General features: G+C 61.5%; 23 protein-coding genes and 1 riboswitch. Of the genes, 18 read left to right on the top strand and 5 right to left on the bottom strand.

Annotated elements, in window-relative coordinates:
* Positions 1 to 33: 33 nt before the first annotated feature.
* The 11 genes from Q0Z69_RS06870 (at position 34) to Q0Z69_RS06820 (ending at position 13,012) form a co-directional block, all read left to right on the top strand.
* A complete protein-coding gene (locus Q0Z69_RS06870) occupies positions 34 to 1,227 on the top strand; it encodes a dicarboxylate/amino acid:cation symporter (RefSeq protein WP_298031242.1) in 1,194 nt (397 codons plus the stop codon).
* A gap of 326 nt (positions 1,228 to 1,553) precedes the next feature.
* Entirely contained in the window at positions 1,554 to 2,393 is an 840-nt protein-coding gene (locus Q0Z69_RS06865) for a phosphate ABC transporter substrate-binding protein (protein ID WP_298031238.1), read from the top strand.
* A gap of 214 nt (positions 2,394 to 2,607) precedes the next feature.
* Positions 2,608 to 3,468, top strand: coding sequence for a phosphate ABC transporter permease subunit PstC (gene pstC / locus Q0Z69_RS06860; protein WP_298031315.1), 861 nt, complete (start codon positions 2,608 to 2,610; stop codon positions 3,466 to 3,468).
* A 3-nt stretch (positions 3,469 to 3,471) separates the two neighbouring features.
* Positions 3,472 to 4,320, top strand: coding sequence for a phosphate ABC transporter permease PstA (gene pstA / locus Q0Z69_RS06855; RefSeq protein ID WP_298031237.1), 849 nt, complete (start codon positions 3,472 to 3,474; stop codon positions 4,318 to 4,320).
* Positions 4,321 to 4,334: 14 nt separating this feature from the next.
* A complete protein-coding gene (gene pstB, locus Q0Z69_RS06850; protein WP_298031235.1) occupies positions 4,335 to 5,090 on the top strand; it encodes a phosphate ABC transporter ATP-binding protein PstB in 756 nt (251 codons plus the stop codon).
* Position 5,091: 1 nt separating this feature from the next.
* Positions 5,092 to 5,739 (top strand): phosphate signaling complex protein PhoU, encoded by a 648-nt coding sequence (phoU, locus tag Q0Z69_RS06845; protein ID WP_298031232.1) that lies wholly within the window; start codon positions 5,092 to 5,094, stop codon positions 5,737 to 5,739.
* Positions 5,740 to 5,821: 82 nt separating this feature from the next.
* Positions 5,822 to 6,481 (top strand): HD domain-containing protein, encoded by a 660-nt coding sequence (locus tag Q0Z69_RS06840; RefSeq protein WP_298031230.1) that lies wholly within the window; start codon positions 5,822 to 5,824, stop codon positions 6,479 to 6,481.
* Positions 6,482 to 6,503: 22 nt separating this feature from the next.
* Complete coding sequence (locus tag Q0Z69_RS06835; RefSeq protein ID WP_298031227.1) at positions 6,504 to 7,178, top strand: response regulator transcription factor; 675 nt, start codon at positions 6,504 to 6,506, stop codon at positions 7,176 to 7,178.
* Complete coding sequence (locus tag Q0Z69_RS06830; RefSeq protein ID WP_298031224.1) at positions 7,175 to 8,833, top strand: cell wall metabolism sensor histidine kinase WalK; 1,659 nt, start codon at positions 7,175 to 7,177, stop codon at positions 8,831 to 8,833. The genes Q0Z69_RS06835 and Q0Z69_RS06830 overlap by 4 nt, the downstream gene beginning before the upstream one ends.
* A gap of 542 nt (positions 8,834 to 9,375) precedes the next feature.
* Positions 9,376 to 9,464, top strand: a riboswitch (cyclic di-GMP riboswitch).
* A gap of 40 nt (positions 9,465 to 9,504) precedes the next feature.
* Positions 9,505 to 11,442: an InlB B-repeat-containing protein gene (locus Q0Z69_RS06825; protein WP_298031221.1), complete on the top strand. Its 1,938-nt coding sequence runs from the start codon at positions 9,505 to 9,507 to the stop codon at positions 11,440 to 11,442.
* Positions 11,443 to 11,593: 151 nt separating this feature from the next.
* Positions 11,594 to 13,012 (top strand): spore germination protein, encoded by a 1,419-nt coding sequence (locus Q0Z69_RS06820; RefSeq protein ID WP_298031218.1) that lies wholly within the window; start codon positions 11,594 to 11,596, stop codon positions 13,010 to 13,012.
* Between the two features lie 80 nt (positions 13,013 to 13,092).
* On the opposite strand, the gene Q0Z69_RS06815 is transcribed toward Q0Z69_RS06820, so the two are convergent.
* Together Q0Z69_RS06815 and Q0Z69_RS06810 are read right to left on the bottom strand one after the other, a co-directional pair.
* Entirely contained in the window at positions 13,093 to 13,275 is a 183-nt protein-coding gene (locus Q0Z69_RS06815) for a ferredoxin (RefSeq protein ID WP_298031215.1), read from the bottom strand.
* A 16-nt stretch (positions 13,276 to 13,291) separates the two neighbouring features.
* Positions 13,292 to 14,002: an ATP-binding protein gene (locus Q0Z69_RS06810; RefSeq protein ID WP_298031211.1), complete on the bottom strand. Its 711-nt coding sequence runs from the start codon at positions 14,000 to 14,002 to the stop codon at positions 13,292 to 13,294.
* 158 nt (positions 14,003 to 14,160) lie between these two features.
* Here Q0Z69_RS06810 and Q0Z69_RS06805 point away from each other — a divergent pair, with 158 nt between their 5' ends.
* Positions 14,161 to 14,832, top strand: coding sequence for a Crp/Fnr family transcriptional regulator (locus Q0Z69_RS06805; protein WP_298031209.1), 672 nt, complete (start codon positions 14,161 to 14,163; stop codon positions 14,830 to 14,832).
* Positions 14,833 to 14,846: 14 nt separating this feature from the next.
* Positions 14,847 to 15,872, top strand: coding sequence for a flagellin lysine-N-methylase (gene fliB, locus Q0Z69_RS06800; protein ID WP_298031206.1), 1,026 nt, complete (start codon positions 14,847 to 14,849; stop codon positions 15,870 to 15,872).
* A gap of 720 nt (positions 15,873 to 16,592) precedes the next feature.
* Here the strand turns inward: fliB and Q0Z69_RS06795 are convergent.
* The gene (locus tag Q0Z69_RS06795) at positions 16,593 to 16,835 is read right to left on the bottom strand and encodes a helix-turn-helix domain-containing protein (RefSeq protein ID WP_298031204.1); all 243 of its coding nucleotides are present in this window, start codon (positions 16,833 to 16,835) and stop codon (positions 16,593 to 16,595) included.
* Between the two features lie 23 nt (positions 16,836 to 16,858).
* Positions 16,859 to 17,101 carry a helix-turn-helix domain-containing protein gene (locus tag Q0Z69_RS06790; protein WP_298031202.1) on the bottom strand — a complete coding sequence of 81 codons (243 nt, stop codon included), beginning with the start codon at positions 17,099 to 17,101 and terminating at the stop codon, positions 16,859 to 16,861.
* 116 nt (positions 17,102 to 17,217) lie between these two features.
* Between Q0Z69_RS06790 and Q0Z69_RS06785 the strand changes: the two genes are divergently transcribed.
* Positions 17,218 to 17,403 carry a hypothetical protein gene (locus tag Q0Z69_RS06785; RefSeq protein WP_298031200.1) on the top strand — a complete coding sequence of 62 codons (186 nt, stop codon included), beginning with the start codon at positions 17,218 to 17,220 and terminating at the stop codon, positions 17,401 to 17,403.
* Positions 17,404 to 17,734: 331 nt separating this feature from the next.
* Here the strand turns inward: Q0Z69_RS06785 and gap are convergent, their stop codons facing one another.
* A complete protein-coding gene (gene gap / locus Q0Z69_RS06780; RefSeq protein ID WP_298031198.1) occupies positions 17,735 to 18,748 on the bottom strand; it encodes a type I glyceraldehyde-3-phosphate dehydrogenase in 1,014 nt (337 codons plus the stop codon).
* Positions 18,749 to 19,050: 302 nt separating this feature from the next.
* On the opposite strand from gap, the gene Q0Z69_RS06775 reads away from it, so the two are divergent.
* The 4 genes from Q0Z69_RS06775 to Q0Z69_RS06760 all read left to right on the top strand — a co-directional run bounded on the left by Q0Z69_RS06775 (position 19,051) and on the right by Q0Z69_RS06760 (position 24,470).
* The gene (locus Q0Z69_RS06775; protein ID WP_298031195.1) at positions 19,051 to 20,046 is read left to right on the top strand and encodes a LacI family DNA-binding transcriptional regulator; all 996 of its coding nucleotides are present in this window, start codon (positions 19,051 to 19,053) and stop codon (positions 20,044 to 20,046) included.
* A 187-nt stretch (positions 20,047 to 20,233) separates the two neighbouring features.
* Positions 20,234 to 20,596, top strand: coding sequence for a BlaI/MecI/CopY family transcriptional regulator (locus tag Q0Z69_RS06770; RefSeq protein ID WP_298031192.1), 363 nt, complete (start codon positions 20,234 to 20,236; stop codon positions 20,594 to 20,596).
* Between the two features lie 2 nt (positions 20,597 to 20,598).
* A complete protein-coding gene (locus Q0Z69_RS06765) occupies positions 20,599 to 23,862 on the top strand; it encodes a M56 family metallopeptidase (RefSeq protein WP_298031190.1) in 3,264 nt (1,087 codons plus the stop codon).
* 119 nt (positions 23,863 to 23,981) lie between these two features.
* Positions 23,982 to 24,470 (top strand): hypothetical protein, encoded by a 489-nt coding sequence (locus Q0Z69_RS06760; RefSeq protein WP_298031188.1) that lies wholly within the window; start codon positions 23,982 to 23,984, stop codon positions 24,468 to 24,470.
* The last annotated feature ends 8 nt before the right edge of the window (positions 24,471 to 24,478 follow it).

Here is a 24,478-nt window from a genome sequence, read left to right as displayed (position 1 = left end):
TCCGGCGGGCGGATCTGTTTTTGGGAGGGTATTATGAAAAAATTATGCAACAGTCTGCCGTTCCGGCTGCTTTTGGGCATCGCCGTGGGCATCATCTGCGGCCTGGTATTTCCAGAGAGCGTGATGAAGGTGGTCGTCACCCTGCAGTACATCATGGGCCAGCTCATCACCTTCTGCGTGCCGCTGATCATCATCGGTTTCATCGCGCCGTCCATCACGAAGTTGGGGGCCAACGCTTCCCGGCTGCTGGGGGTCGCAGTGGCCATTGCCTATGTCTCTTCCATCTGCGCGGCGTTCATGTCCACTGCTGCAGGCTATGCCCTGATCCCCCATCTGTCTATCGACACCAGCGTGGCGGGTCTGAAGGAGCTGCCCGGCGTGGTGTTCCAGCTTGACATTCCTCAGATCATGCCGGTGATGAGCGCCCTGGTGCTGTCGGTGCTGCTGGGTCTGGCGGCCACTTGGACCAAGTCCGGCAGGACCATCGACCTGCTTGCAGAGTTCCAGAACATCGTGCTGGACATCGTGGGCAAGATCATCATTCCCGTGCTGCCCTTCTATATCGCCGCCACCTTCTGCAACCTGAGCTATCAGGGCATGATAACCCGCCAGCTCCCGGCCTTCCTCCAGATCATCCTCATCGTGATGGCGGGCCATTATATCTGGCTGGCGGTGCTGTATCTGCTGGCTGGGGCCTATTCCGGCAAAAACCCCTGGGAGGTGCTGCGGCACTATGGCCCCGCCTACCTTACCGCCGTGGGCACCATGTCCTCCGCCGCCACGCTGGCGGTGGCCCTGGACTGTGCCGGCAAGAGCGAAGTGCTGCGGAAGGATATGGTCAGTTTCGGCATTCCTCTGTTTGCCAACATCCACCTGTGCGGCTCCGTGCTGACGGAGGTGTTCTTCTGCATGACGATTGCCAAGATGCTGTACGGTGCTATCCCCAGCGTGGGTACTATGATCCTGTTCTGCCTGCTGCTGGGCATCTTCGCCATTGGCGCCCCCGGCGTTCCCGGCGGCACGGTGATGGCATCCCTGGGCCTCATCACTGGCGTGCTGCTCTTCAAGAACGACGGCACCGCCCTGATGCTGGCCATTTTCGCCCTGCAGGACAGCTTCGGCACCGCCTGCAACGTCACTGGCGACGGCGCACTGACTTTGATGCTCACCGGCTACGCCGAAAAGCACGGTATCCGGAACGAGGATCTCAAGACTCCCGCCCTGTAATTGCGGTATCCATGTCTATATCATAGATCATAAAAGAACATTTCCGCCCGGAGCAAGCGCTTCGGGCGGATTTTTCATACTTGTTTAAAAAAATCCGATGGAAAACTTTTTTACCTAGACTTTACAAGGGCCGGGTGACAGATTTTACGCAGGGCTGTTTATACTATCAACTGCAGCAAGGACGTGGCAGGGGCGATCCAAACCCGGCTGCGCGGACAAAAGAGCCGCGGACCCAAAGAAATGATCTCCATTTCGGAGGAACGAATTTTGATCGCCGTTGTGATGCCCTGCCAAAGACATATTGAAATCAAAGGAGTAGACAAGCGATGAAAAAAGCATGTGCTATTTTGCTGATCCTGATCCTGGCCCTGTCTCTGATGGCCGGCTGCGGTTCTTCCGAAACCGGGGAGCAGTCCGCCGAGACACAGCTGAGCGGCGCTGTTTCCACCAACGGCTCCACCTCTATGGAGAAAGTCATCGGCGCCCTGAGCGAGCAGTTTATGGCTGACAACAGCGGCGTGACCGTCACCTATGACGCTACCGGCTCCGGCGCCGGTATCGAGGCTGCCTCCAACGGCAGCGCCGACATCGGCTTGAGCTCCCGCGCCCTGAAGGACGAGGAAGCAGACTCCGGCCTGGTGGGTACCACCGTGGCTCTGGACGGCATCGCCGTCATCGTCAACCCCGCCTGCAAGGCGGAGGACCTGACTGTGGAGCAGATCGCTAAGATATTCACCGGTGAGATCACCGACTGGAGCGAGGCGGGCGGCGATGCCGGCACCATCTCCTGCATCGGCCGTGAGGCTGGCTCCGGTACCCGGGACGGCTTTGAGTCCATTACCGGCACCAAGGACGCATGCAAACTGGACCAGGAGCTGACCTCCACCGGCGCTGTCATTGAGGCTGTTGCCGGCAATCCCAACGCTGTCGGCTACGCCTCTCTGTCCGCCCTGAAGGATACGGTCAAGGCTGTTACTGTTGGCGGCGTGACCTGCACCGAGGACACCGTGCTGGATGGCAGCTATGAGATCCAGCGTCCCTTCATTCTGGTCACCAAGGAGGGTGCGGACCTGAGCGCTCAGGCCCAGGCATTCCTCAGCTTCGCCACCTCCGCCGCCGCAAACGATCTGATCCGTGCCGCCGGCGCGGTGCCCGTCGCGAAATGATCACGAACACACCCCCTTGGGGACGGCCTCCACCCACGAATGACAAGGAGCTGGGGGGAGGCTATTCCCGCAGACAGAAGGAGACATGGAAATCATGGAAATGGAAAATACCTGGTCCGGCCCCATGCCGGGGCGGCCGTCAGCTGAAAGAGAAAAAAACCGCCGCAAAGACCGCGGCTCCGCGCCAAAGAAGACGTGGAACGGCAGGGAGGTCATGGAACTGTTCTTCCACCTGCTGTTTTTGCTGTGCGGCGTCGTGGCTGTGGCCTTTGTCCTGTTCATCAGCATCTACCTGATCGTCTCCGGCCTGCCGGCCATCCGGGAGATCGGCCTGGCGGACTTCCTCTTTGGACAGGTCTGGGCTCCCACCGCCACCACTGTGGAGGCGTCCTACGGTATCCTGCCCTTTATCCTGACCTCCGTCTACGGCACCGCGGGTGCCGTGATCATCGGTGTGCCTGTGGGATTGATGACCGCCGTCTTTCTGGCAAAGGTGGCGCCGCCCAAGGCCGCCCGGGTCATCAGGACCGCCGTGGAGCTGCTGGCGGGCATTCCCTCCGTGGTGTACGGCCTGGTGGGCATGATCGTGCTGGTGCCCGCCATCCGCAGCCTGTTTGGCCTCAGCTCCGGCGCCTGCCTGCTGGCTGCCATTCTGGTGCTTGCCATCATGATCCTGCCATCCATCATCAATGTGTCTGAAACGGCCCTTCGGGCCGTGCCTCGGGAGTATGAGGAGGCGTCCCTGGCCCTGGGCGCCACCAGGATCGAGACCTACTTTCGGGTGTCCCTGCCCGCCGCCAGCAGCGGCGTGGCAACGGCAGTGGTGCTGGGCGTGGGCCGCGCCATCGGCGAGGCCATGGCCATCATCATGGTCTCCGGCAACGTGGCCAACATGCCGGGCCTGTTTACCTCCGTCCGCTTCCTGACCACGGCCATTGCCTCGGAGATGTCTTACGCATCCTACGGGAGCCTTCAGCGGAACGCCCTGTACTCCATCGGCCTGGTGCTGTTTTTGTTCATCATGCTCATCAACGTGCTGCTGAACGTGTTCATCAAGAACAGGAAGGAGGACTGACCTATGGAACAGAAGCTGTCCCTGCGCCGCCGGGTCTACGACAGGGGCCTGCGGGGTCTGCTGTGGCTCTGTGCCGGACTGACCTGCGCCCTATTGATGTTCCTGATCGGCTATATCTTTTACCGCGGACTCGGCAACATCACCTGGGAGCTGCTGACCAGCCAGACCAGCTATATCAAGGATACCATCGGCATCCTGCCCAATATCCTCAACACCCTCTATATCATCGTCGTGGCCATGGCCATCGTCCTGCCCCTGGGCGTGGGCGCCGCCGTCTACCTGACGGAGTATGCTGCGAACCACCGGCTGGTGGCGGTCATCGAATTTGCCACCGAGACGCTGACGGGCATTCCCTCCATCATCTTCGGCCTGGTAGGCATGCTGTTCTTTCTGCAGCTGGTGGGCTGGCAGGCCGGTATCAAGGCCGGCGGCCTGACCCTGGTCATCATGGTCCTGCCCACCATCGTCCGCACGACCCAGGAGAGCCTGAAGACCGTGCCCCAGTCCTATCGGGAGGGCGCCCTGAGCCTGGGAGCGGGAAAGTGGCACATGGTCCGCACCGTGGTGCTGCCCAACGCCGTGGACGGAATCGTCACCGGCTGCATCCTGGCCGTCGGCCGTATCGTGGGTGAGAGCGCGGCCCTGCTGTTTACTGCTGGCTTCGGCCTGATCCTCAATAGCTTTAGCGGAGCCATGGAGTCCTCCTCCGCTACGCTGACCGTGGCGCTGTACGTCTATGCCAACGAGCGGGGTGAGACGGGCGTGGCTTTTGCCATTGCGGCGATTCTGATGGTGATGACGTTCCTCATCAACCTGGCCTCCAACTTCGCGGGCAGGAAATTGAAAAAGTGATAGGAGAATCTTCCATGCCGACGATTATTCAAGTGGAAAACCTGGACCTGTACTATGGGCAGAACCAGGCCCTCCGCAGCGTGAGCATTGACATTCCGGAGCACGAGATCACGGCCTTTATCGGCCCCTCCGGCTGCGGCAAGTCCACCTTCCTGCGGACGCTGAACCGCATGAACGACTTGATCCCCTCTGTCCGCATCACCGGCACGGTGAATTACCGGGGCCAGGACATCTATGGTCCCAATGTGGACGCCACCTGGCTGCGCAAGCGGGTGGGCATGGTGTTCCAGAAGGCCAACCCCTTCCCCATGAGCATCTATGACAACGTGGCTTACGGTCCCCGGACTCACGGCGTCCGCTCCAAAGTGAAGCTGGACGAGATTGTGGAGAGCGCCCTCCGCTCCGCCGCCATCTGGGACGAGGTAAAGGACCGGCTGAAAAAGAGCGCCCTAGGCCTCTCCGGCGGGCAGCAGCAGCGGCTGTGCATTGCCCGGGCCTTGGCGGTGGAGCCGGAGGTGCTGCTGATGGACGAATCCACCAGCGCTTTAGACCCTATTTCAACTTCTAGGATCGAAGACCTTGCGGCGGAGCTGAAAAACCAGTATACTGTAGTCATGGTAACCCATAACATGCAGCAGGCTGCCCGGGTCTCCGACAACACCGCCTTCTTCCTGCTGGGGGAGCTGGTGGAGTTCGGCAGGACGGAGCAGATGTTCTCCGATCCGAAGGACAAGCGCACAGAGGACTATATCACAGGGAGGTTCGGCTGATATGAGGGACCGGTTTGACCAGCAGCTGGAACGGCTGCACGTGGAGCTGATCCGCATGGGCGCGCTGTGCGAGGAGGCCATCTCCGCCGCGGCGGAGGCCCTGCTGAAGGACCAGCGCGCCCTGGCGGAGACCGCTATGGAGAAGGAGCGGGAGCTGGATCAGGCGGAGCGGGAAGTGGAGAACCTCTGCCTGAAGCTGCTGCTGCGGCAGCAGCCGGTGGCCCGGGACCTGCGGAACATCTCGGCGGCGCTGAAAATGATTTCGGACCTGGAGCGCATCGGCGACCAGGCGGCGGACATCGCGGAGCTGACGGCCCATGTGCGCCTGCCGCCGGACAGCTGCGTCTCCCACATCCCGGACATGGCCCGGGCGGTGATCTCCATGGTAACGGACAGCGTGGACTCCTTCGTGAAGCGGGACCTGGACCTGGCTCGCCAGGTCTGCGCCGCCGACGACGAGGTGGATGCCCTGTTCGATCAGGTGAAGGCGGAACTGATCGCCCTGATCGCCGCCGATGCCGCTTACGGCGGCCAGGGCCTGGACCTGCTGATGGTGGCCAAGTATCTGGAGCGCATCGGCGACCACGCCACCAATGTGGCGGAGTGGGTGGAGTATGCCCTGACAGGCGTTCACCCCTCCAATAATTGAGGGGCGGACATCTGCCGGGGCGGCGCGGGCCTTGCCCCGGCCCGCGCCGCCCCAAAACAGTTCTGAACAGGAGGACGAGCTTATGCTGACCTATGAACAGGTGAAAAACGACCCGGCCGTCCGGGTCTATATCCAGCGGGCGGACGAATCTCTGATCGCCCTGGGCTTCACGGAGCACAGCTTCGCCCATGTGACGGCGGTGGCGGAGAAGGCGGGCTATATCCTGGAGACCCTGGGCTATCCGGCCCGAACGGTGGAGCTGGCCAAGATCGCCGGTTATCTCCACGATATCGGCAATCTGGTGAACCGCATCGACCACTCCCAATCCGGGGCAGTGATGGCCTTCCGCATCCTGGACCACATGGATTGCTGCCCGGAGGAGATCGCCACCATCGTCACCGCCATCGGCAACCACGATGAGGGCACCGGCCTGCCGGTGAACGCCGTGGCGGCGGCGCTGATCCTGGCGGACAAGTCCGACGTACGCCGCAGCCGGGTCCGGAACCAGGACCCCACCACCTTCGATATCCACGACCGGGTCAATTATTCGGTGAAAAAGTCCGTGCTGAAGATCAACGAGGAGCACACCCTCATCAAGCTGAAGCTGTCGGTCGATACCAAGTACGGCTCCGTGATGGACTACTTTGAGATATTCATGCAGCGGATGATCCTCTGCCGCAAGGCGGCGGAAAAGCTGGGGCTGCAATTCAAGCTGATGATCAACGAACAGCAGCTGATCTGATGCGCCTGAACAGGAGGCAAGGATGATCTATTTACTGGAGGACGATCCCAGTATTCGGGATCTGGTGATCTACACACTGAACGCCCAGGGCCTGGAGGCCCGGGGCTTTGAGCGCCCCTCGGAATTCTGGACCGCCATGACGGACCGGCTCCCCGCGCTGGCGCTGCTGGACATCATGCTGCCGGAGGAGGACGGCCTGTCCGTGCTGAAAAAGCTGCGGGCCGATCCCGTTACCGCCGCTCTGCCGGTCATCATGCTGACGGCCAGGGGCACCGAGTATGACAAGGTGCTGGGCCTGGACGCCGGGGCCGACGACTATGTGGCCAAGCCCTTCGGGATGCTGGAGCTGCTCTCCCGCATCCGGGCGCTGCTGCGGCGGACGGCCCCGGAGACGGCGGCATACCGCTGCGGCCGCCTGACAGTGGACCCAGGCCGCCACACCGTGGAGGCGGACGGCCGGCCTGTGGCACTGACGCAAAAGGAGTTCGAGATGCTCTGCCTGCTGCTGAAGAGCCAGGGAAAGGTCCTGACCCGGGAGCGGCTGCTCCAGGATGTGTGGGGCTATGCCTTCACCGGCGAGAGCCGCACCGTGGACGTACATATCCGCACCCTGCGGCAGAAGCTGGGAGATGCGGGAGCCTGCATCGAGACCGTCCGGGGCTACGGCTACAAGATCAGTCCGGAGGACCAGAGATGAAACGGCATATCTTCCGAGCCATCCTGGCGGTGGCGCTGGCAGTGGAGGCCGCCAGCCTGGTGCTGATCGTGTGGGTTCTTCACGACTTCTTCGAGGAACGGGTGACAGAGGAACTGGCCCAGAGCGCCGCATATATCGCCCGAGGCATAGAGATCCACGGCGGAGCCTATCTCACCGGCGGCCTGCCGGAGATCAAGCGGATCACCTGGATCGACAGCAATGGCGCGGTGCTGTTTGACAACTGGGAGGACTCCGCCGGCATGGGGGACCACGCTGACCGGACGGAGGTCCGGGACGCACTGCTGCTGGGCCGCAGAACGGCTGTCCGCCGGTCCGATACCCTGGGCCAAAAGACGGCGTATTACGCCCTGCGGCTGTCCGACGGCACGGTGCTGCGGCTGGCGGAGGATCAGGACTCCGTGTGGATGATGGTGTTGCAGGCACTGCGGCCGGTATTCCTGATGGTGGCGCTGGCTCTCTGCCTGGCGCTGTGGCTGGCGGGGCGGGTCGCCCAGCGGCTGGTGGCCCCTATCAACGCCATCGACCCCGAGGACCCCGGCGGGGAGACGGCCTATGAGGAGCTGGCCCCTCTGGTGGGGAAGCTCCGGGACCAGAATCGCCGCATCCGGCGGCAGATGGCGGACCTGGTGCGGCAGCGGGAGGAGTTCAACACCATTACGGAGCACATGCAGGAGGGCCTGCTGGTCATCGACCGGGATACCCGGCTGCTGTCCTGCAACAAGGCCGCCCTGGAGCTGCTGGGGGCAGAGGAGACGCCGCTGGGGGAGAGCGTGCTGGCGCTGGACCGGGAGGCGGGCTTCCGCCGCTGCGTGGAGGAGGCCCTGGCGGGCCGGGCCTGGGAGACGCTGCTGGACCGGGACGGCGTTTGCCGCCAGGTGTTCGCCAGCCCCGCGGAGCGGGACGGCGCACCCTCCGGCGCGGTGCTGGTCATTCTGGACGTGACGGAGAGAGAGCGGCGGGAGGCGCTGCGGCGGGAATTCACCGCCAACGTGTCCCACGAGCTGAAAACGCCCCTGACCACCATCCTGGGTACGGCGGAGATCCTGGAAAACGGCATGGTGCGGGAGGCAGACATTCCCCATTTCGCCGGGAACATCCGCCGGGAGGCCCAGCGGCTCATTGACATGGTGGACGATATCATCCAGCTCTCACGCCTGGACGAGGGCGGATTCGCCGGGAGCTGGGAGGCGGTGGACCTATACAGCCAGGCCGCCCGCGTGCTGGAGCAGTTGGCCCCGGCGGCGGAGCGGCGTCAGGTGACCATGACCCTGGAGGGCGGTCCCGCGCCGGTCTGGGGCGTGCCGCAGATCGTGGAGGAGATCGTGTACAACCTCTGCGACAACGCCGTAGCCTATAACCGGCAGGGCGGTGCGGTGGCCGTCACTGTGGAGAATGGGCCGGAGGGGGCCGTCCTCTCCGTTCGGGACACCGGTGTGGGCATCCCGCCAGAGGAGCGGGAGCGGGTATTCGAACGGTTCTACCGGGCCGACAAAAGCCACTCCGGCGGGGGGACGGGCCTGGGCCTTTCCATTGTGAAGCACGGCGCGGCTTATCTGGGAGCCAGAGTGGCCCTGGAAAGTGAGCCGGGCAAGGGCAGCGCCTTTACCGTGACCTTTCCCCTGGCGAGGAGTTGAATCCACAGGAAAGCCGCCTGCCTTTCGGCAGGCGGCTTTTTGGCGCGCTCCGGCACAAAGATCCGCAAAAGTGACAACAAAGCGGAATATCAGACAAAAGTATGCCGTTTCGTAATGGATATTTTCACATCTCCAGGAGCTGCGGAGCAAAAGGACCCGGACGAAAGTCCGGGCCTTTCATTTTCTGGTTGTGAAATTCTTATAAAATATGTAAAAATGTGTTGGCATATTTTGTGTGTATTTTTTATTGAACTATGAAGAAAAAATAGGAAAATGTAACCGTATTTGTAACCGACATGTGCTATAATAACCCTGCAATCAGAAGAAGAGAACTTCGCGGCCATAAGATATGGGGCCGCAGCTTGATTGGAAGTTTGGAGAGAAAGGAGTGAGAAGAGGCTGTTATCATGTTTCAGACCGCGGAGCAGGGACGGCGCACTGCGGGCGGCCAAACAAGCGCGCAAGAAAAGGGCACCCTTTTCTTCTGCCATGTGTAACATGGCAGAAAAGATCTGACCACGTGCGGGGAGCCGCATATGAAGGAAACGAAATGGCAAACCGGGGGAAATCCCCGGCACGCAAAGCTAAGGGGGCTAAAGCGGGAGACCGCCAGGCCAGCCCGGCTGCCGATTTCATTCGATTTTTAAAATTTTTTAAAAGGAGAATGTAAGATGGCAAACAAAACACTGCGGAAGCTGCTGTCGCTGGCGCTGTCGGCGGCAGTGGCGGTAAACATCTCGGGCGCCGCGCTGGCGGCGTCGATCGCGGATAAGGACACGGAGCGTGAGAAGGAGTTCGCGGACGAAAAGCTTCAGGATGCGATCGACTACGCGGAGAAGTCCGTCACCCTGACCAGCGATGAGACGGCCAATGTTACCATTAAAGAGAAGGACATTGAGCTGGACTTGAACGGTCATACCCTGAGCGGCGATGAGGATAAAAAGGAGAGCGTCATCACAGTGAAGGACGGCGCCGAAGTGACCATCACCAGCAGCGCGAAAGCGATAGATGCTGATGGCAATGAAACGGCTGTAAACGGCACGATCACCGGCGGCAACGCATACTCTGGCGGCGGCATCAAAGTGATAAAGAGCGATGTCACCGTGGAGAATGTTACGATCACTGGAAACACTGCGACAAATGGCGGCACCAACACCGGCGGTGGCGGCATCTATGTGAGCGAGGGCGAAGCCACTGTGCAGAATGTTACGATCACTGGCAACACAGCGCAAAATGGCGGCGGTGGCGGTATCATGGTGGACAGAAGCGATGTCACCGTGGAGAATGTTACGATCACTGACAATGCAGCGAAAAATGGCGGCGGCATTTCGGTATACAATGGAACGCTGGAGGTCAAGGACAGCGTGATCTCCGAGAATACGGCCCAAAGAGGCAACGAAGGCGACGGAGGCGGCATCCATGTGACTGGCAACAGCTACTATGGCGGCTCCTCTGTGACGATCACCGATGGTACAGAGATCACAAACAACACAGCGGCGCATTTCGGCGGCGGTGTGTATAACGATTCCACTAGTAATAACGGTGCGGACAGCACAGTGACGATCACAGACTCTACCATTTCCGGCAATGTGGCGGAAAGCTGCGGCGGCGGCATTACCAATGGCGGCAACATGACGATCGAGAACAGTGAGATCACTGGAAACGAAGCAAACAGCAGCCTCGTTACGCATACGGGCGGCGGCATTTATGCCGTAGAGGGCACGACTACGATCACAGATACAACAATCACCAAAAATACTGCTGTGACTGGCGGCGGCGGTATTGGAGTCAATGAAGCCACAGTTGCGGTCACCGGCGGCAGCCTCTATGGAAACACGGCCGGCAAGGCCGGTAATGATCTGCTTGTTGTCGGCGTCGCCTCGTCGGTCACCATCTCCAATGTTCAAGGCATGGATGTGCCGAGCGAAGACAAGGAGGACGGTTATCGCTATCAGGCGGGCTACATTGACGGCGGTGCATGGGGTTCTGGCGTTGTTAATACAATCACCCCGCGTTTCAACGAGAACAGCAGACTCGCGACGAAACTGACTGACGGCACGGCGGTGACCTCCGGCGCGGTGTACACCGTCACCTACGTTGACGGCAATGGGAACCAGTACGACGGCGGCAAATATGTTGCCGACGGCGAACATACCGTGCTCGGCGGCGCGGAAGATGCCGAATTTGCACGGGACGGATTTACGTTTACCGGCTGGGTCGACAGCGAGGGAAAACCCGTTGACGGAAATAGCCCGCTGAAAATGACCAGTGATGTGACGCTGATCGCCCAGTGGAAAGAGAACACGCCCTCCGGCGGGGGCGGCGGTGGCAGCGATCCTGATCCCGATCCAGATCCCGATCCAGACCCCGATCCTGAACTGCCCGATCCCGACGTGCCCCTGACCGACCTGCCGGAGGAGGAAACGCCTCTGGAAGAAGCGCCCGAGGAGGAGATCCCCCTGGAGGAGCTGCCGGAGGAGGAAGTGCCTCTGTCCGAGATCCCCCAGACCGGCGATATGAGCGCCCTGTGGGCCTTGACCCTGGCCGCTTCCGGCCTGGCTCTGGCCTGGGTCCTGTGCTCCAACAAAAAGCGGGAGCAGGAGATCTGATCTCCCAATAGCGGACAAATAAACAGCCAAAAGGCCCGGACTTTTGTCCGGGCCTTCTTCTTTGCTGCGCCGGGAAAGATGGATATGCCGCCCATTTCCGGCACATACTAGCTCCGTCCCCGTTTGCGGAGGGCATCGACGGAGGTGGAGCATGGAACAACTCTCAAAGGATCACATGGACAATGTGCGCCGGTTCGACGGCCTGCTGGGCGTGGGCCGGAGCTGCGACGTGGTGAGCCGGGATTATCTGATCGGCGGCCGCCGGGCCAGGCTGTGGGTCATCGACGGCTATGGCAAGGACGAGACCCTGGAGCGGATGGGGGCCTTCTGGCTGGCGCTGAAGCCGGAGGACCTGGCCACGGTGACGGAGGCCCAGGCCTTCGCGGACCGGTTTGTCACCTTCTCCGAGACCAACGTCAGCTTTGATGTGGACGATATCGTGACGTCGGTGCTGCTGGGCAAGAGCCTGCTGCTGCTGGAGGGCATGGCCGGCGGCATTTTGATGGACTGCAAGGACTATCCCGCCCGCAGCGTGGGGGAGCCGATGGACGGCAAGGTGCTGCGGGGCGCCCACGACGGCTTCGTCGAGGCGGTGGTGCCCAACATGGCCCTGCTGCGCCGCCGCATCCGGGACCCCCATCTTACCATGGAGGGCCACAAGGTGGGGACCCGCTCCCACACCGACGCGGTGCTGTGCTATCTGGACGACCGGGTCGACCAGAAGCTGTTGGCCCAGGTGCGGGAGAAGCTGCAGTCCATCGATGTGAAGTCCCTCTCCATGTCCCAGGAGAGCGTGGCGGAGGCCATCCGGCCCAAGCAGTGGTACAATCCCTTCCCCAAGGTTCGCTACACCGAGCGGCCCGACAGTGCCGCCGCCAGCATCATGGAGGGCAACATCGTGCTGATGGTGGACAACTCCCCCTCGGTGATGATCCTGCCCACCACCTTTTTTGATTTTACCCAGGAGGCCAACGAATTTTATTTCCCACCGCTGGTGGGGACCTATCTCCGGCTGCTGCGGATCGTGGTGTTTCTCATCTCCCTGTTCATAACCCCCGCCTGGTATCTGATGGTCAGCGAGCCGGGGCGGCTGCCGGAATGGCTGGAGTTCCTCTCCTCGCCGGAGCCGGCGTCCTTGGGACTGCTGAGCCAGCTGCTGGTGGTGGAATTTCTGATCGACGTTTTGAAGCTGGCGTCGCTGAATACGCCGGACTCCCTGTCCAACTCCTTCTCCATGCTGGGGGCGCTGATTTTGGGCGACTTCGCTGTCCAGGCGGGGTGGCTGGGGCCGGAGGTGCTGGTATATATGGCCTTCGTGTCCGTGGCGGGCTTTGCACAGCCCAGCTATGAGATGGGCTACGCCTTCAAGTTGCTGCGGGTCGTGCTGCTGGTGGTGACGGCGATGTTCGACGTCTGGGGCTTTGTGCTGGGGACCCTGGGCATCCTGGCGCTGCTGGCCACCACCAAGCCGCTGGTGGGAAAGGGCTATCTCTATCCCCTGATTCCCTTCAACGGCAAGGCGCTGCGGCGGCTGCTGATCCGGGAGCCTATCAGCCGGGACAATACGTGAAAATGAAGCAGGGGCTGCCGCCCCTGCTTTTTTGCGGAAACCGGAGCACAGGCAAGATGGCCTGTGCTCCGGTTTCGTGCTTATTCTTCGATGCTGATGGCGGACACGGGGCAGCCGTCCCGGGCCTCCTGGGCGCTGTCCAGCAGCTCCGCGCCGAATTCACTTCCGTGGGCGAAGCCGTCATCGCCCATCTGAAAGACCTCCGGGCAGGTGCCGGCGCACAGGCCGCAGCCGATGCAGTTCTCATTGACAGTCGCTTTCATGATGGATACCTCCAGGTCACTCCAATATATTTCCATCCCGGCCCAGTGTCACCACCTGCCAGGGGATGAACTTGCCGCTTTGCCGCAGGGCGGTCTCTGCCGCCCGCTGGAGTCCGCCGCAGCAGGGAACCTCCATGCGGACGATGGTGACCTCCCGGATGTCGTTGCGGCGGAGGATCTCCGTCAGCTTTTCTGCGTAGTCGCCCTCGTCCAGCTTGGGACAGCCGATCATGGTGATGCGGCCCCGCATGAAGCGCTCGTGGAAGTCCGCCCGGGAGAAGGCGGTGCAGTCCGCGGCGATCAGCAGCCGGGCGCCGTCGTAAAAGGGAGCCTGGATGGGCAGCAGCTTGATCTGCACCGGCCACTGCATCAGGCGGGAGACGGCTCCGCTGCCGGGCGCGGGCGCGGCGGCATGCTCCAGAGCACGGGCCATGCTGCCGGGACATCCGCCGGAGGGCGGTGTCCGCACCGGGGCGGAATCCTTCAAAGCTGCCGCTTTCTTGGCCAGCACCGCCGCCTCGTCATAAGCCGCTGCCTCCCGCTCCACAAAGGTAATGGCCCCGGTAGGGCAGGTGGGCAGGCAGTCCCCCAGGCCGTCGCAGTAGTCGTCCCGCAGCAGGACGGCCTTGCCGTCCACCATGCCAATAGCTCCCTCGTGGCAGGCCGCGGCGCAGGCGCCGCAGCCGTTGCATTTCTCCTGATCGATGTGAATGATCCTCCGTACCATAGTGTTTCTCCTTTTTTGTATTTCATCCTCAGCGAACAAAGGGTATCGTCGGACTGGACAGAGACTGTCCAGTCAATTCGCTGTTGCGTTTCTGGATACAGTATTCTATAATCAAAGAAAAAAGTCTGTTGTATTTCCAACAAAACCAGGAGGCGTTTATGGAAATTTCACCCTTGCTCACCGGATCGCCCCTATTCCGAGGGATTCCGTCTGAGGAGCTGCCGGCGCTGCTGGCCCGACTGGAGGCCAGGGAGCGGCGCTGCCGGAAGGGAGAGCTGCTGCTCCGCCGGGGGGAGCGGACGGACCGGCTGGGGCTGGTGCTGTCCGGCACAGTCCACATCGTCCGGGAGGATTTTTGGGGCAATCGGGGCATCGTGGGGCTGGCGGAGGCGGGGGATGTATTCGCGGAATCCTACGCCCTCAGCGGTGAGTCGCTGGAGGTCTCCGCCCTGGCGGCGGCAGAGGTGACGGCGCTGTTCCTGCGGGCCGAGCCCATGGCCGGGACGCAGGCGGGCACGGTGGGCGAAGCCCGGCTGACGGCCAACCTGCTTTCCCTGCTGGCGGGGAAAAATTTGCAGCTGACCCGCAAAATGCGCCATATGGCCCGGCGGACGACCCGGGAAAAGCTGCTGAGCTACCTGTCCGCCCAGGCTCTGGCGGCGGGCCGAGCGGCCTTTGATATTCCCTTGGACCGCCAGCAGCTGGCGGACTATCTGGCGGTGGACCGCAGCGCCATGTCCGCCGCCCTGGGTGGGCTGCGGGACGAGGGCGTACTGGAATTCCGCAAAAATCATTTCTGCCTGCTCCGGCCTGCGGAGCACGGTGACTAAAAGGAGCGTTATACATGCTGAACCGAGTGCCGGACTATTACGAGAGCTTTTGCTGCCTGGCGGGAGAGTGCCCCCACACCTGCTGCGAGAAGTGGGAGGTGGTCATTGACGAGGAGACCGCCTGCCGGTATTTTGAGGAGTCTGGCCCCCTGGGGGACAAGCTGCGGGCAGTTTTACAAGCAGATGAGGAGGGGGCGTTCTGCTTTCCCCTGGACGGCGGCCGCTGCCCCTTCCTGGACGAAGAAAACCTCTGCGAGATCCACCGGAAGCTGGGGGAGGACGCCACCAGCGTCACCTGCCGGGAGCATCCCCGGTTCATTGAGGATTACGGCTCCTTTCGGGAGGTCACGCTGTCCGCCTCCTGCCCGGCGGCGGGCGCCCTGCTGCTGGGGACAGAGGCCCCGCTGACCTTTGCGGAGATGGAGACGGCGGAACCGGAGGAGGAAGGGGACGAATGGCTGGCGTACCTGCTGCCGCTGCGGGACCGGATGCTGGACATGCTGGCGGACCGAAGCGTCCCCCTGCGCCGCCGCCTGCGGGATCTTTTGCTGCTGGCCCGGGAGGCGCAGCTTGCCCTGGAGGAGGAGCGGGAGGCCGATCTGCCTGCCTTGGCGGAGATATGGCAGGCCCCGCGGACCTGGCAGGCGGCAGGGGAGGGGCTGACAGTTCCCCATGGCCTGCGGTTTCTAGGGACGCTGGAGATTTTGGACGGCGATTGGCCGGAGCTGCTGCGTCAGGCGGAGACGGCGGTCCCTGTTCCCCAGTCTGAGGCTCTGCTGGAGCGGATCGCCGTCTATTTCGCATTCCGCTACTTATTAAAGACCGTCAACGACGGGGACCTGCTGTCCCGTGCCCAGTTGGTGGCGTTCGCCGTGCTGACGGTGGAGCGTCTGGCGGCGGTATGCGGCCTGCCAGAGGCCCTGCGGCGGTTCAGCTGCGAGATCGAGCACAACGGAGAGAATCTGGAGGCGCTGCTGTGGGCCTTCCAGTGGGAGGAGGCGCTGTCCTGTACGGCGCTGCTGCGGGAGCTGTCCTGGTAAAACGGGGGATTGTGCAGATCGACATGGGAAAACGATTTACAGTTGTGAAAACAGTAAAATATCACAAAACCTATTGACATCCATCCAGAAATATTGTACATTATAGACACAGAAAGGAGTGAGTCCCATGGGCTAGCAAGCTCAAGAGAATCACGAATCTCTTAAGAATAACCGTTCGGGATCGAGATCATCAAAGCGACAAAAGAAGCCTCGGACCCCCCAAAGACGAAACATATCTCACTATGATGAGCTGCACGAGCATGGTTTTAGCAACAGCTAGAGCAAAGTCTGCGTGTCCTTGATGTTTTAGGTATTGGAGAAGAGACCGAGTTTCCGGACCCCCTTATCGAGACCCCGGCATCCGAACGGGACCCTGAGAAAGCATGAGGTATGGACCAATGGACAATCCGATCAATGGGTAAGCCCCCCATTCGCCAGCGGAGCGGATGGGGGGATATGTTTTTTTTGGGGGGAAAAAGAGGATTGTCCGCGAGGCAGGGCCGAGCCGCCGCCCAGGCGGCGTACAAGTATTTTTTCGGAGAAAAAATCTTGAAATGGTCGGGCTTTGCCTGACCATTTGATTCTAAATTGGGGTCCCCGCAAAACCATTCGGTTTTGCGGGGAATCAATCCGATCAATGGGCTATCCCCCCATTCGCCAGCGGAGCGGATGGGGGGATATGTTTTGTATGAAAAAAAGAGTCTTGCGGCTCTTCTTTTTTTATTGGATCTCCTGTTCCAGATTTTCAAACTCCGGGCCGGAGAAAAACTCTTCCAGAGAGATACCCAGCCCGTCGCAGAGGATCTTGATGGTGACAACGCCGGGATTGCGGCTGTTTCCATACAGAATACTTTTCACAGTGGATGGAGATAGCCCGGATACGATTGCCAGCGTGTGGATCGTCCAGCCTCTTTGGCCGCAGAGTGAAAGCAAACGGTTTGTTACCGCGTCCGTCACAGTCATTTTTACTCCCCCATGACCCTTGATCATTGAATTTCCTGTTCCAAATCATCAAATTCCGGGCCGGAGAAGAACTCTTCCAGAGAAATATCCAATCCGTCGCAGAGGATTTTGATGGTGGTGATCGATACATTCCGGCGCGCCGGGTCCATCATGCTGTATACCGTGGAAGGGGTCGTTCCAGCTCGGACCGCCAGTTCATTCAGCTTGATCCCCCGCTGACGGCACAGCTCCGCAAAACGCTGTGCCACCGCATCCTTGACAGCCATTTCCATCACCTCGTGGATATGGTATCCAAACTATCGCAGTTGCGTATACGCACTTGCGTATTTATGAAAATTATGTTATAATCAAGGTGATGTGATAAACCGGAAGGGGATATTTTATGCAGAGCGAGCAGGAATTTTACCGTTGCCTGACAGCGGATGCCAGCAGTCGAGCACTGCGCCGCATCCAGCAGATCCTCAGCGACGGCGCGCTGAGTGACCAGGACTGCTTTCAAAAGATCGAAGAGGTGGTCACCCTGATGGAGGAGCTGGGCCTCTCCTGCGGCGGGCGGCATGATTTTTAAAGGCCATATTCCCAACGCTGGCCGGACCATCCATCCCAGACCGCCTCAGACTGCCTCAGATCGCCTCGGTATTCTCACGGCGCGGGGCTAAAAACGCAGCCGTCCGGGCTTTTGCCCGGACGGCTGCGACACTATGATCAAATGAATTGAGAAGTGGTAAAACCGCTTTTCAAATGTCGCAGCGCGTTTGCGCTGTGACAGGCCGTCTAACGGCCTTGATTTGGATTTCATCCGTGTGCTTTGCGTACAGCGGGCATTGCCCGCTTGAAGAACAGCGCAGCTGGTTTTCTGGTGGATTGACTATATCAAACAAACGATCCTGCGGAGCAAATCACTTGTTGTCCACGGAGCACATATAGGAGATCAGTTCCACCATCTTGTTGGCATAGCCGCACTCGTTGTCGTACCAGGAGACGACCTTCACAAAGGTGTCGGTCAGGGACAGGCCGGCCTTCTTGTCGAAAATGGAAGTGCGGGAATCGCCCAGGAAGTCGGAGGACACCACGTCCTCGTCGGTGTAGCCCAAAATGCCCTTCAGCTCGCCCTCGGAGGCCTCCTTCATAGCGGCGCAGATGTCCTCATAGGAGGCGGGCTTCGCCAGCTTGGCGGTCAGGTCCACCACGGACACGTCCAGGGTGGGGACGCGCATGGAGATGCCGGTCAGCTTGCCGTTCAGCTCGGGGATGACCTTGCCCACGGCCTTGGCGGCGCCGGTGGAGGAGGGGATGATGTTGCCGGTGGCGGCACGGCCGCCGCGCCAATCCTTCAGGGAAGCGCCGTCCAGCAGCTTCTGGGTCGGGGTGACAGAGTGCACGGTGGTCATCAGACCCTCGACGATGCCGAACTTGTCATTCAGGACCTTGGCGATGGGAGCCAGGCAGTTGGTAGTGCAGGAGGCGTTGGACACAAAGGTCATGTCAGAGGTGTACTTGCTGTTGTTCACGCCCATGACGAACATGGGGGTGTCGTCCTTGGAGGGGGCGCCCATGACCACATGCTTGGCGCCGGCGTCGATGTGGCCCTGGCACAGGTCCTTGGTCAGGTGCTTGCCGGTGCACTCGCAGATATACTCAGCGCCGACAGAGGCCCAGGGGATATCCTTGACTTCCATGGCGGTGAAAACGGGGTACTTCTTGCCGTTCACGACCAGAGCGCCTTCCTCAGCAGAGACCTCGCCGGGGAACTTGCCGTGCACGCTGTCGTACTTCAGCATGTAAGCCATATACTCGGGGTTCATAAAGGGGTCATTCAGACCGACGACCTCAACGTCGTCGTGGGTCAGCGCGGCGCGGAAGACGAGACGGCCGATGCGGCCAAAACCATTGATACCGATCTTAGCTTTCATAAATAAAGAACTCCTTTCGTTTCTTACAGATGGAATATTGCACCAAAACGATTGCGTAATCGTTTTGCCTACTTGAATAACCAAAAATATCGTACCACAGTGTCAACTTTTTGGCAATCGTCATTTCAGATAACAATCGAAAATTTCAATTGTGGATTTTTAATAAGAAACAGTCAAAATTCACAGAAGTTTCGACAAAAGGGGGGAAAAGGGCCTTGACGGATAGCCGGAAGTTGGCCTATACTGTCTTTGGCAAAATGATTACGTAAAGCCAGTTTGTTTGCGCAAAGGAATCAATGACTATGAAAGTGACCATCAGTGATGTGGCGCGGCTGGCGGGGGTCTCCACCGCCACCGTGTCCCACACCATCAACAATACCCGATACGTCTCCGCCGAGACCAAGGAGAAGGTGTATCAGGCCATCGAGGAGCTGGGGTATACGCCGGACGCCTCCGCCCGCAGCTTCCGCACGGGGCGGAAGCAGACGGTGGGCTTCATCGTGCCGGATATCTCCAACAAATTTTTCGCCACCATGATCGAATCGGTGGAGAACTATCTCTCCGCCCACGGCTATCACCTCATCATCGCCAATACCAAGGAGGATGCCGGACGGGAGGAGAAGAACCTCCGCCTGCTGACGGCTGGCCTGGTGGACGGCGTGCTGGTGGCCAGCACCATGGAGGAGTTCGAGCGGTTCGACGCGTTGATCCCCGCAGGATTCCCCACTGTGCTGGTAGACCGGACCTTTGAGACCAAGCGCTATTCCTCCATCTGCGTATCCAATTTCCAGCCTATCTACCGTTCCGTCTGCCGCTTGGCGGGCAAGGGGGCCAAGCGGGTTGGCATCATCGGCGGCCTGCCCCGGCTGTCCTCCACCAAGGAGCGCATCTCCGCCTACAAGGAGGCGGTGGCAGACTGCGGCCTGCCTCAGGAGGACGCCCTGATCCGCTACGGCAACTCCATGGAAAACAGCGCCCAGGAGTGTCTGGACGAGCTGTTGGAACAGAACTGCGACGCCATCATCGTCTGCCAGGGCCTGATGGCCTCGGAGACCATCTTCTATTTGCAGGAGAAGGGCATCCGCCTGGCCCAGGACATCGACCTGGTCAGCTTCGTTGATTATGATTCCAACTTTTATCAGCTTTATTCCGACCAGATGGACTGCATCATCCAGCCGGTGGAGGAGCTGGGCCGGGCCGCCGGAGAGCAGATCCTCAAGCGCATCGAGGACCCCGACGCGCCGGTGTTTGAAAAGGTGCTGACCTCCGCTTACAAGCCCTATGGCCTGAAAAGGTGACGCGGTCCGGCAGCGGGGATCATGCCGCCGGCCGCTGGGGCCGCCCCTGAAAAAACGCTGTTTTTTGTGCATAGTGAATGTCGCCGCCGGAGATGTTTGTCTCCGGCGGTTTTTCTTGACAAAGCTGGTCTATTGTTGTAGACTCAAAACGTGGGGTCGATAAGAATAGACCAAAGGAGGACGCGGAATGGAATCGTATCATCTCTGTGACAGCGAATATCGTTTTATGCAGGTGGTGTGGAACGCGGCGCCGGTTGGCTCCGGGCATTTGGTGGAGCTGTGCCGGGAGCGGCTGGGCTGGAAGAAGTCCACCACCTATACCGTGCTGAAAAAGCTGTGCGGGCGGGGCCTGCTGCAAAATGAAAACAGCACTGTGACGGTGCTGGCTCCCCGGGAGACAGTGACGGCGGAGGCGGCGGGGGACTTTGTGGACCGCACCTTCGGCGGCTCCCTGCCGGGCTTTCTCACCGCCTTCATGAGCGGGCGGAAGCTGACGGAGGAGGAAGCGGAGGATCTGAAGCGCCTCATCGACGCACATAAGGAGGGCTGAGGATGGAGCTGCTGACGGCGATCTTCCAAAAGCTGCTGTCCATGGCCCTGTCGGCCCTGCCGGTGATGGCGGTGGTGCTGCTGGCCCGGTGCCTGCTGCGGCAGGCGCCGAAAAAATACAGCTACTGGCTGTGGTGCGTGGTGGGGTTCCGGCTGGTGTGTCCGGAGGCGGTCATCTCCCGCTCGCCTTGGAGCATTTTCAACCTCCGCCCCCTTCAGTCCGTGGCGGAGGCCACCCAGAGTGTGCAGAACGGCGCGCTGCCCGCCGTGCAGGCGGCGCCCATCTCCCCGTCCCCGGCGGTGACGGTGCTGGCGCCTGAATTGGAGAGCGGCGGGGCGGAGGCGGTCCGGACGGCCCTGTCCGCCGGGGAGATCGCCCTGCGGGCCGGGGCGGTGCTGTGGCTGATTGGCATGGCGGCGCTGCTGGCCTACAGCGCGGTCAGCTATATCCGCCTGCGGCGGCGTATGGCCGCCGCCGTGTGGGAGGGCGGCGAGATCTGGGCCTGCGGCAGCATCTCGACCCCCTTTGTGATGGGCTTCGTGAGGCCCCGCATCTACATCCCCTTCCGCCTGGACAGCAGTCAGCGGACCTACGTGCTGGCCCATGAGCGGTATCACATCCGCCGGCGGGACCACTGGGTCAAGCTGCTGGCCTATCTGATTTTGGCGGTGTACTGGTGGGATCCCGCCGCGTGGCTGTGCTGGCGGCTGTTTTGCCGGGACATGGAAATGCGCTGCGACGAGGCAGTGCTGGCCCGGCTGGGGGACCAGGTGAAGAAGGGCTACAGCCTGTCGCTGGTGTCCTTTGCCCTGGACCGCCGGGGCCCCATGGTGCTGGCCTTCGGGGAGCACGACGCCTCCCGGCGGGTGAAGAACGTGCTGAACTGGAAGCGGGAGACGCCCCGGGTGGTCTTTCTGGCCGTGGCGCTGGTGGTCCTGGTGGCGGCGGTCTGCGGCACCAACGGGAAGAGCAGGCCGGACAGATGGGTGCGGCTGGCGGAGACCGGAGAGGAGGGCGAACAGACCTTCACCTACTCTGTGGCGGAGCGGTACCGCTCCTGCCTGCTGTACCAGGAGATCTACGACCGAGGGGTACTGGCGGAGCGGAAAACGCTGGGAGCCTGGAGCCTGGGGGAGGACGCCGGAAACACGTCCGGAACGGCCCTTGCCCGGGAGGGCACTGCCAGACTGCTGGCGGTCTTTGATGGCTACGGCATCCAGTGGAGCTTCGGCGCTGCCGCTGCCGATGGCGGTGAGGGCGGGGCCTCCATAGGAGTGCGGCTGTCAGGCCGGCAGTACAGCGGCATGGCCTGGAACAGCCTGTGCGACAACACGGAAAAGGGGCGGGTGGCCCTGGAAGAGGACACCGCGGTGGCAGCCGCCGCGCTGACGGAGGACACGCTCCATACCTTCGGCATCCAGCCGGGGACGGACACCTGGATGGAGGAGCTTCTGCGGAACGACACGGCGGTGGTCCTGCGCCTGCGGCTCAGCGAGCTGGGGACGGCGGAGCTGAAAGAGGCGTTTGCGCGGGAGAGCGGCGGCTTGGCCCAGACCCTTTACGACCTGCGGGACGGGGACATTGAGACCCTGGTGACGCGCCTGTTTCAGGAGTGCCCCTGGGAGCTGGAACCGGAACAGCTGACCCGCTGCTACCTGTCCCCCGGCACCGGGGACCTCTTCCTGATGGCGGAGCAGGCCGCCTCCGGGGATCTCGATCAGGCGGCGAACTGCGCCCTGCTCCTGCTGGCCCTGCGGGAGGATGTGTCCAAGGTGATCTTTGATGTGAAGCTCCGCACCGGGAGCCAGGAGACCGGTATGGGGTGGCGTGTCACGGAGGATGCGGCAGAGGCCGCCCAGGACCTGGCGGAGCTGGGGGCGTCCGAAACGGACATCCGCCGGTACGGCGCCTCCCCGGAGGCCCTGCGGGAGCTGCTGGCATATCTGAACTGGGGCAGCGGGGCGGAGGCCGACCTGGCCCGGACCCTGTACGCCGGGCGGGGCGACCCGGAGGCTCTGCTGTCCGCCATGGAGGACTTTGAGGAGCCATTGGGGCGCTGGGAGCTTCAGGAGGCTGCGGGGAATTACCTGTCCCTGCTGTTTTACGATTCCCCGGTGGCGGCGGAAAAGCGGAGCACCCTGATGTGGCGGTACAGCATGGTGCTGCTGGCCCTGTTGGACGACTACGCCGCCACCACCTGGAACTGGATCGACGGCGGCGTGCAGGCCCTGACCCCAAACGACGGCCTGTGGAATACGGATCCCTGGCTCCACGCCCACGGCCTGGCGGGGAGCATCCGGGATTACGGCGCTTCGCCCCAGGCGGTGGAGACGCTGCTGGAGGCGCTGTATCCCCAGAACGGCGGCGGAGCGCCGGTCAGCGAGCTGGGCGCGTCCCTCTTCGCCCTGCGGGGAGAGACGGCGCTGCTGGTGAAGGCCATCCCGGAGCGGCTGATCGGCCTGAACGGCTGGAACTTGACAGAGGACGGTGTGCTGGAGCTGTCGGTGTCCGGGACACTGGGCGGGATCGCCGACAGCGGCGAGGAACTGCTGAGCAACGCCTCCTGCCTGCTGGCGGCCCTTCTGCCGGAGGAGGTCTGGGCCATCTCCTGGACAGTGGACGGCCGGCCGGTACAGTTCAGCTATGTCGGAGAGAATGACCCGCCCGGGGATCTGTTTACCGAGAGCACCGCTTTCACCTGGACGGAGCATCGGAGCGGAGGCGGGCTGTACGTCCGCTCCTGCGGCCAGAGCGCCGCCGGGATGACGCTGCTGCTGGATGCGCTGGGGATCGGCGGGGAGAGCCTGCCGGTCCAGACCGCAGAGACGTTCACGGACATCCTGGGCTATGACGGCTTTCTCTGGCAGGAGCAGTGGGACCGTTGGAGCCTGCGGACCTATTACGCCGTGACGGCGGAGGGGACCTTCCCCATTGCCGAGAGCTTCGGCTGGGGCGGGCGTGAAGATTACTCCGTGGACCTGAACGGCGACGGGCAGAAGGAGCTGGTGTGCAATGTGACCTTCAACGCCGACGGCGCGCGGCGGGCCTATGTCTACCAGCGGCGGGACGGCGGGATCTGGCAGAGCTGCGTGACGCCGGAGGGCCTGCCGGACTACGAATACACCGGCATCGGCTCCAGTTGGGAGGAGTACGACCCGGCGGAGAACCTGTTCCGCATCCACTATCACAAAACAGGGCAGGAGGACTATGCCGTGGCGGAGATCCAGGGCATGGAACAGATGGAAGAGTTCTACCCCTATTCCTGACATACAAAAGCCCCGGCAGACGCGTCTTGCGCTTGCCGGGGCTTTTCACCGCCCCTTTTTCCCTGGCGGCGCATAGGATAGATGGAGGGAGGGGCTTCCTCCCGGAAGGAGGAGCGCATATGAGCAAGCAGCCATCCGCACCGGCAGACCTGCCGGAAAACAGCACGGCCTTTGTTGATATTTTGGGCTATGACGGATACATGCAGACCCAGGGTGCCATTTGGCAGCGGCGGGTCTACTACGCCGTGACGGAGGAGGAGACCTTCCCCATCGCGGAGAGCTTCGGCTTTGACGGCCCCCAGGATTTCTCTGTGGACCTGAACGGCGACGGCAGGGAAGAGCTGGCGGCCAATGTCCAGTACGGCGGCGACGGACGCCGGAATGTGTTCGTCTATCAGCGGCGGGGGGATACCATCTGGAAAGGCGTTTTGGACCTTTCGAACCTCCCAAACCACGACAATCGGGGCATTACCTCCACCACGGCGGAATATGACCCGGCGGCAAAGCTATTCCGGGTCCGGTATGCCCAGAAGGGGACGGAGGTCCCCGGCCTTTTGGAGATGCGGGGATTGGGACGGTTTCGATTTTCCCCCTACCATACTGTTTGAGAATAAAA

The organism is uncultured Dysosmobacter sp., from assembly GCF_947631165.1.
GTDB lineage: Bacteria > Bacillota > Clostridia > Oscillospirales > Oscillospiraceae > Oscillibacter.
This window is presented reverse-complemented; position numbering and strand designations above follow the sequence as displayed.

Excerpts from the sequence above, each read along its gene's own strand:
- Q0Z69_RS06810 (WP_298031211.1), bottom strand. The coding sequence starts at position 14,002 with ATGGTACGGAGGATCATTCACATCGATCAGGAGAAATGCAACGGCTGC.
- Q0Z69_RS06770 (WP_298031192.1), top strand. The coding sequence starts at position 20,234 with ATGGAATCGTATCATCTCTGTGACAGCGAATATCGTTTTATGCAGGTG.
- Q0Z69_RS06815 (WP_298031215.1), bottom strand. The coding sequence starts at position 13,275 with ATGAAAGCGACTGTCAATGAGAACTGCATCGGCTGCGGCCTGTGCGCC.
- pstB (WP_298031235.1), top strand. The coding sequence starts at position 4,335 with ATGCCGACGATTATTCAAGTGGAAAACCTGGACCTGTACTATGGGCAG.
- pstC (WP_298031315.1), top strand. The coding sequence starts at position 2,608 with ATGGAACTGTTCTTCCACCTGCTGTTTTTGCTGTGCGGCGTCGTGGCT.
- Q0Z69_RS06785 (WP_298031200.1), top strand. The coding sequence starts at position 17,218 with ATGCAGAGCGAGCAGGAATTTTACCGTTGCCTGACAGCGGATGCCAGC.
- gap (WP_298031198.1), bottom strand. The coding sequence starts at position 18,748 with ATGAAAGCTAAGATCGGTATCAATGGTTTTGGCCGCATCGGCCGTCTC.
- Q0Z69_RS06820 (WP_298031218.1), top strand. The coding sequence starts at position 11,594 with ATGGAACAACTCTCAAAGGATCACATGGACAATGTGCGCCGGTTCGAC.
- Q0Z69_RS06825 (WP_298031221.1), top strand. The coding sequence starts at position 9,505 with ATGGCAAACAAAACACTGCGGAAGCTGCTGTCGCTGGCGCTGTCGGCG.
- Q0Z69_RS06805 (WP_298031209.1), top strand. The coding sequence starts at position 14,161 with ATGGAAATTTCACCCTTGCTCACCGGATCGCCCCTATTCCGAGGGATT.
- fliB (WP_298031206.1), top strand. The coding sequence starts at position 14,847 with ATGCTGAACCGAGTGCCGGACTATTACGAGAGCTTTTGCTGCCTGGCG.
- Q0Z69_RS06795 (WP_298031204.1), bottom strand. The coding sequence starts at position 16,835 with ATGACTGTGACGGACGCGGTAACAAACCGTTTGCTTTCACTCTGCGGC.
- Q0Z69_RS06775 (WP_298031195.1), top strand. The coding sequence starts at position 19,051 with ATGAAAGTGACCATCAGTGATGTGGCGCGGCTGGCGGGGGTCTCCACC.
- Q0Z69_RS06870 (WP_298031242.1), top strand. The coding sequence starts at position 34 with ATGAAAAAATTATGCAACAGTCTGCCGTTCCGGCTGCTTTTGGGCATC.
- Q0Z69_RS06840 (WP_298031230.1), top strand. The coding sequence starts at position 5,822 with ATGCTGACCTATGAACAGGTGAAAAACGACCCGGCCGTCCGGGTCTAT.
- Q0Z69_RS06865 (WP_298031238.1), top strand. The coding sequence starts at position 1,554 with ATGAAAAAAGCATGTGCTATTTTGCTGATCCTGATCCTGGCCCTGTCT.
- Q0Z69_RS06835 (WP_298031227.1), top strand. The coding sequence starts at position 6,504 with ATGATCTATTTACTGGAGGACGATCCCAGTATTCGGGATCTGGTGATC.
- Q0Z69_RS06765 (WP_298031190.1), top strand. The coding sequence starts at position 20,599 with ATGGAGCTGCTGACGGCGATCTTCCAAAAGCTGCTGTCCATGGCCCTG.
- pstA (WP_298031237.1), top strand. The coding sequence starts at position 3,472 with ATGGAACAGAAGCTGTCCCTGCGCCGCCGGGTCTACGACAGGGGCCTG.
- Q0Z69_RS06790 (WP_298031202.1), bottom strand. The coding sequence starts at position 17,101 with ATGGCTGTCAAGGATGCGGTGGCACAGCGTTTTGCGGAGCTGTGCCGT.
- phoU (WP_298031232.1), top strand. The coding sequence starts at position 5,092 with ATGAGGGACCGGTTTGACCAGCAGCTGGAACGGCTGCACGTGGAGCTG.
- Q0Z69_RS06830 (WP_298031224.1), top strand. The coding sequence starts at position 7,175 with ATGAAACGGCATATCTTCCGAGCCATCCTGGCGGTGGCGCTGGCAGTG.
- Q0Z69_RS06760 (WP_298031188.1), top strand. The coding sequence starts at position 23,982 with ATGAGCAAGCAGCCATCCGCACCGGCAGACCTGCCGGAAAACAGCACG.